Origin of the sequence: Cellulomonas sp. B6, from assembly GCF_001462455.1 — a bacterium.
GTDB lineage: Bacteria > Actinomycetota > Actinomycetes > Actinomycetales > Cellulomonadaceae > Cellulomonas.
The window spans coordinates 1-5,467 of record NZ_LNTD01000007.1 but is presented as its reverse complement, the minus strand read 5'-3'; the positions used below and the strand labels follow the sequence as shown (position 1 = coordinate 5,467).

Sequence of the window (5,467 nt, the reverse complement as noted above, 5' to 3'; positions counted from 1 at the left end):
ATGCCACGGATCACGACGCTGGGCGAGCTCGCGGTGGACGGGCGGCCCGTGCGCGGCGAGCGGCTGGGCGCGGTCCTGCGCGAGCTGCTCGACGCCCGGGGCCGCGTCGTGTCCGTCGCCGCGCTCGTCGACGCGGTGTGGCCCGACGCCCCGCCGGCCGACACGACGGGCGCCGTGCAGGCGCTCGTGTCCCGCCTGCGCCGCACGGGCCTGCCCGTGCAGGGCACGACCGCCGGCTACCGCCTGCCGCTCGACGGCCTCGAGGTCGACGCCCTCCGTGCGCACGCGCTGGCCACGCAGGCCGCCGCAGCGCTGGCCGCCGGTCGCCCGCGGGACGCACGCAGCGCCGCCGACGAGGCCCGCGCGCTGCTGCCCGCGTCGCCCGACCTCGCCGACCCGACCACGGCGCGCCTGCTCTCCGAGGTCGCCCGCACGGCGGCCGAGGCGGCCCTCGCGGGCGGCGGTCCGCTCGACACCGCCGACCTGCGGCTGCTCACCGATCGGGTCCCGCCCGACGAGCCCGCCGCGGCGCTGCTCGTGCGCGTGCTCGCGGCGCAGGGCCGCGACGCCGAGGCCCTCGCGCTGGTCGAGGACCTGCGCACCGAGCTCGCCGACCGGTACGGCGCCGACCCGTCGCCCGTCGTCGCCGCCGCGCACCTCGCGCTGCTGCGGGGAGAGCTGCGGCCCGCGTCGGCGGACACGCCCCCGACCGCCGCGCCGGGCGGCACGCCGTCGGAGACCCCGGCCCGCGCCGCGAGCAGCACGACCGCCGGGGTCGCGTCGCCCACCGGCCCGTCCCCGGGACCGGACGCCACGACGTCACCCGCGGCCCCGGGCGGCGCGCCGCACACCGCCCCGCCCCGCGCCGTCGCCCTGCCGGCGTCGTGGCGACGCTCCACGACCCCGCTGCTGGGTCGCGACGACGACGTCGCCGCCGTCCGCGCCGCGCTGCGCACCGCACCCGTCGTCACGCTCGTCGCACCCGGCGGCAGCGGCAAGACCCGACTGGCCGCCGAGGTCGCGCGCGCCGAGGCCGAGGGCCGCACGGTACGCGTCGTCGAGCTCGCGGGCCTGCGCGCACCCGACGAGGTGCTGCCCGCCGTCCTGCACGCCGTCGGCGGCGCGGACCTCGCGCCGTCGGGCGTCGAGGTGACCACCGAGCGGCGCGTGCTCGACCCCGTCGACCGGCTGCGCGTCGCGGGCCAGGACCTCGAGGGCCTGCTCGTCCTCGACAACTGCGAGCACGTGCTCGACGCCGCCGCGCAGACCGTGGCCGACCTGCTGCAGGCCGCACCCGACGACGTCACGGTGCTCGCGACGAGCCGGGCGCCGCTGGGCCTCGTCGGTGAGGTCGTGCACCGGATCGACACGCTCGCCGAGGACGACGCCGTCGCGCTGCTGCACGCCCGCGCGCACGCCGCGCGGCCGGGCCTGGCGTGGGACGACGCGGTCGCGCGCGAGCTGTGCCGGCGCCTCGACCACCTGCCGCTCGCGCTCGAGCTCGCGGCGGCGCGCCTGCGGTCGATGCCGGTCGCCGACGTGCTCGCAGGCCTCGACGACCGGTTCGGGCTGCTCGACGACGCGCTGCGCGGCCTGCCCGAGCGGCACGCGAGCCTGTGGGCGCTGGTCGACTGGAGCCGCGCGCTGCTGGCCCCCGCCGAGCAGCACCTGCTCGAGCGGGTCGCGGTGCTGCCGGGCCCGTTCGGCGCCGACGCGGCGGCCGCCGTCGCAGGGGTCGACGACGTGCGGCGCGGGCTCGCGGCGCTCGTCGAGCACTCGCTGCTCGCGCTCGACGACCAGGCCGACGGCCCGCGGTACCGCATGCTCGAGACGGTCCGGGAGTACGGCGAGGCACGGCTCGACGCGGCCGGCGGGCGCGCCGACGCGGTGCACGGTCTCGTCGCCTGGGGTGCGCGGCTCGCGCGCGGGCGGCTGCCCGACCTCGTCGGACCGGGGCAGGTCGCCGCGCTGCACGCCCTGACGCGGGACCAGGACCTGCTGGTCGAGGCGCTGCGCCACGCGCTGCGCACCGACGACGAGCCCGCGGCCGTCGAGGTGCTCGCGGCGCTCGGGTGGCTGTGGTCGGTGCGCGGCGCGCACCTCGAGGTCGTCACCTGGGCCGAGCGCGTGCTGCACGTGCACGACCCCGCCGCGCGGCTGCGCTCGGCCGCCGTGCGCGGTCACGCCGCCGGCCGGCCGCTCCCGCCGCCGGACGCGACCGCGACGGTCGCGGTGCTCGGGGCGCTGACCAGCACGGTCGTCGAGCCGCAGCGCCTGACGGCCGTCGCGCTGCGCACCGCGAGGACGCTCACCGCCGAGCGCGCCGACGCGCTCTCGCCGCGCATGCGCGCGCTCGTCGGCGTGCTGCCCGCGCTCTTCACGAACCCCGTCCCGCCACGCGGGGCGATCGAGGCGCTCGTCGGCCACGACGACCCGTACGTGCGCGGCATCGGTCTGTTCCTGCGCGGCGCGGTCGACGAGAACGCGGGCGACGGGGGCCGCTCGGACGCCGACGCGCGCGCCGCGTACGCCGCGTTCGAGGAGGCCGGCGACGAGTGGCTCATGGGCACCGCCGCGCAGGGCGTCGGCCAGTGGGCGTCCGACGAGGACGACGAGACCGCGCGCTGGCTCGCGCGCAGCGCCGACCACCTGGAGCGCGTGGGCGCGACGCTCGACGCGCGCTCGTCGAGGCTGCTGCTCGACATCGAGCTCGCGACCACGGGCGACGCCGACGCGCTCGCGCGGCTCGCCGACGCGGCCGGGTCCGAGCAGTCCGAGCCGACCCTCGCGGCGCAGGCGTCGGTGGGGCTCGCGCACGTCGCGTGGGTGGGTGGCCGCACGGCCGAGGCCGTGACGCACGCCGAGGCCGCCGTGCGCGCCGCCGTGCCCGAGCTCGTCGCACCCCCGCAGGCGCGCGCGCTGTTCCGGCTCGCGGCCGTGGTGCTGCACGCGGGAGCCGCGGGCGAGATCGCCGGGCAGGACGGCGCGGGTGCGGAGGCCGGGGCGGGGGCCGCGGGTGCGGAGGCCGACGCGGGCGACGCGGGTACGAAGGCCGACGCGGGCAGCGGCCCCAGCGCCGAGTGGGGTGACGCCCGCGCGGCGCACCTCGCACGGGCGCGGGTGCTGCTGGCGGAGGCGTTCGACGACGTCGGCGCGACGTCCGACATGCCGGTGCTGGGCACGTTCGGCCTCGCGTGCGCCGAGCTCGCGGCCGCCGAGGGCGACCCGGCGACCGCCGTCGAGCTGGTGGCGCTCGGGCGGCGGCTCGGCGCGGGCGCACGGATGCTGCTGCCGCGCGCGCCGAGCCCCGCCCTGGCGCGCGCGCTCGGCGACGGCGACGCCGTCGCGGCCCGCGAGCGCGCACTGGCCGGGACGACGGCGACGGCGACCGCGGCCCGCCTCCGGGAGCTCACGGCTCCCTGGGTGCCGGCCGCGGCGCCGTCCGCCGCCGAGTCGCCTCAGACCTTGCGGCGGTAGGCCCGCATCGCGAGCGGCATGAACACCGCGACGAGCCCGACGCACCAGGCGAGCGTCCACCACACGTGGTCGCCCAGGGGCGCGCCGAGGAACAGCCCGCGCATCGACTCGACCAGGTGGGTCAGCGGGTTGACGTCGACGAACCCCTGCATCCAGCCCGGCAGGTCACCGGTCTGCACGAAGACGTTCGAGCCGAAGCTCAGGGGCATGACGATGAGGAACATGATCCCCTGCACCGCGCCGGACGTGCGGACCATCATGCCGACCCACACCGAGACCCAGCTCAGGCACACGGCGAACAGGATCGCCAGGAGGCAGCCGGCGAGCGCGTGCCACACGTCGGTGCCGATGCGGAAGCCCATCGCGTAGCCGGTCGCGAACGTCACGACGGTGACGATGACGTACCGGACCACGTCGCCCGCCACGGCGCCGATGAGCGGGGCGCTGCGCGGCACGGGCAGCGACTTGAAGCGGTCGAAGATGCCCTTCTCCATGTCGACGTTGAGGTTCACGCCGATCGCGATGGCGCCCTGCGCGATGGTCTGCGCGAGGATCCCGGGGAGCAGGAACTGCAGGTAGCTGCTCGTGCTGCCGGCCACCGCGTTGCCGAAGATCGTCACGAAGATCAGCAGGAAGATGATCGGCTGCAGCGTGACGTCGATCAGCGCCTCGGGCGTGCGCCACGTCTTGATGAGCGAGCGCTTCGCGAGCGCCGCCGAGTGGCGCACCAGCGCGAACGGCCGATGGTGGGGCACCGCGGCGGCGTCGGGGCCGGCGGTGCGGGGGGCGGGCGTCAGGGTCGTGGCGCTCATGCGGCCACCTCCTCGGTGGCCGCGGAGGTGCGGCCGGTCAGCGTGAAGAACACCTCGTCGAGGCTCGGCAGGTGCAGGGACAGCTCGGTGACGGCGATGCCCGCGACGGCCAGCCGCTCGACCGTCGCCGTGAGCGCGGCGTCGTCCGCGACGGGCACGGCGAGCACGCCCTTGCGGATCTCGTCCGGGCGGGCGCCGGTCGTGACGTGCGCGAGCACGGCGGCAGTGTCGGCGAGTCGCGCGGGGTCCGCGGGCCGCACCTCGAGGGTCTGCCCGCCGACGACGCGCTTGAGCCCGTCGGGGGTGTCGTGCGCGATGACGCGCCCGTGGTCGACGACCGTGATCTCGTCGGCCAGCGCGTCGGCCTCCTCGAGGTACTGCGTGGTGAGCAGCACGGTCGAGCCGTCGGCCACGAGCTGCCGCACGACGTCCCACATGTCCTCGCGCTTGGCGGGGTCGAGGCCCGTCGTGGGCTCGTCGAGGAAGATGACGTCGGGCCGGCCGACGAGCGACGCCGCGAGGTCGAGGCGGCGGCGCATGCCGCCCGAGTACGTCTTGGCGGGACGGTCGGCGGCGTCGGCCAGGTCGAACCACGCGAGCAGCTCGGCGGCGCGGGCGCGGGCGCCGGTGCGCCCCAGGTCGAGCAGCGTGCCGAACAGCACGAGGTTCTGCCGGCCGGTGAGGTCCTCGTCGACGGACGCGTACTGGCCGGTCAGGCCGATGCTGCGTCGCACGCGCGCGGCGTCGCGGACGACGTCGAGCCCGTTGACGCGCGCCGTGCCGGTGTCGGGCGTGAGCAGGGTGGACAGGATGCGCACGGCGGTCGTCTTGCCGGCGCCGTTGGGCCCGAGCACGCCGTGCACGGTGCCGCGCGGCACGACGAGGTCGACACCGGCGAGCGCCTGCGTCGACCCGAATCGCTTGGTGAGGCCCTCGGCCTCGATCACCAGGTCTGTGGTCATGGCCCCACCGTGCGCGCGGTCGCCGACACGGCGCCGACACGCCGCTGACACGGCCCGGCCCGCCCCGGCCCGCTCGCTCGCTCGCCGAGTGCGCCAGAACGCCGCCGAGTGCGCCACTCGTACGTGGCGCACTCGGCGGCGTTCTACCGCACTGGGTGAGCGAGCGAGCGGGCCGGGGCGGGCCGGGCCGTGTCAGCGGCGTGTCGGCGCCGTGTC

3 protein-coding genes are annotated in these 5,467 nt (G+C 77.7%); 1 reads left to right on the top strand and 2 read right to left on the bottom strand.

Annotated elements, in window-relative coordinates; translation table 11 throughout:
• Positions 1-3,477, top strand: a 3,477-nt coding sequence (locus tag ATM99_RS00565) for an AAA family ATPase (protein ID WP_062101018.1), incomplete at its 5' end; no start/stop codon positions are given.
• Here the strand turns inward: ATM99_RS00565 and ATM99_RS00560 are convergent.
• On the bottom strand, positions 3,459-4,289 hold the full coding sequence (locus tag ATM99_RS00560; protein WP_046529921.1) for an ABC transporter permease: 831 nt from the start codon (positions 4,287-4,289) through the stop codon (positions 3,459-3,461). The two genes, ATM99_RS00565 and ATM99_RS00560, sit on opposite strands and share 19 nt — an antisense overlap.
• Complete coding sequence (locus ATM99_RS00555; protein WP_062101017.1) at positions 4,286-5,251, bottom strand: ATP-binding cassette domain-containing protein; 966 nt, start codon at positions 5,249-5,251, stop codon at positions 4,286-4,288. Before ATM99_RS00555 ends, ATM99_RS00560 begins: the two co-directional genes overlap by 4 nt.
• Positions 5,252-5,467: the final 216 nt, after the last annotated feature.